We start from the raw sequence: 959 nt of genomic DNA, 5'->3' as shown, positions 1-959 counted from the left end.
TTGAGTTAGTCATTTAGTTTCTGTATTTTTATGTCTTTAAAAACAGTCGTTATGGAAGTATTTGAAGGACAAAGCATACTAAACTTTATAAAAGAATTGCCAAATGATGAAGCTTGCAAAGCTTATTTAGCACAAATAAAATGGAAAGATGGTTTTACCTGCATGAAGTGTGGACATACTAAAGGATGTGAAAAATCAGGATATAATTACCAATGTTATCAATGCCAACATGTAGAAAGTTCTACTGCAAATACATTGTTTCATAAGGTGAAGTTTGGTTTGCACAAAGCTTTTTGCATTGTATTTGAAATGACAACCAGTAGCAAAAGTGTATCAAGCATTCAAATGGGAAAACGTTTTGAAATTCGCCAAGGTACAGCTTGGTATTTTATGCAAAAAGTACGTAAATCGATGCAAAGCAGTCAGCAATATCCTTTGTCAGAATTAGTTCATGTAGATGAATTTACTGTGGGCGGAAAAGAAGAAGGAAAACAAGGCAGAAGTTATGATTCTAAAAAGAAAAAGGCAGTAATAGCAGTAGAATTAAACCAAAAGCATCAAGTAAAAAGAGTTTATGTGAAATCTATTGATGACTATTCTTCAAAATCATTAACGCCTATTTTTGAAGAACATATAAGTAAAAGTGCCAAAATAGTTACCGATAAATGGAGAGGATATGACCCGCTAAAAAAGCTTTATAATATTGAACAAAAATTAAGTGATCAGGGGAAAAATTTCAAGGAATTACATATTGTAATCATGCAATTGAAATCTTGGATTAGAACAATACCAACTCATGTTAGCAAATGGCATATTCAAGCTTATTTTGATGAATTTTGTTTTAGGATAAACCGTTCTCAATTTAAAACAAGTATTTTTCATAAATCCATAGAAAGAATGGTGAATGCAAAACCGATTTATCAAAAAAACATAAAACAGATATTAAGTGTATAACTCAA

General features: G+C 30.7%; 1 protein-coding gene. It reads left to right on the top strand.

Annotated features, from left to right (window positions below; translation table 11 throughout):
• The first annotated feature begins 51 nt into the window (after positions 1–51).
• Positions 52–954: an IS1595 family transposase gene (locus tag GTZ96_RS18140; RefSeq protein WP_161645296.1), complete on the top strand. Its 903-nt coding sequence runs from the start codon at positions 52–54 to the stop codon at positions 952–954.
• Positions 955–959: the final 5 nt, after the last annotated feature.

Source organism: Flavobacterium undicola, from assembly GCF_009909155.2.
In the GTDB taxonomy this organism is placed as follows: domain Bacteria; phylum Bacteroidota; class Bacteroidia; order Flavobacteriales; family Flavobacteriaceae; genus Flavobacterium; species Flavobacterium undicola.
Note: the sequence above shows the minus strand (reverse complement) of the source record. Positions and strands in the feature narration are given on the sequence as shown.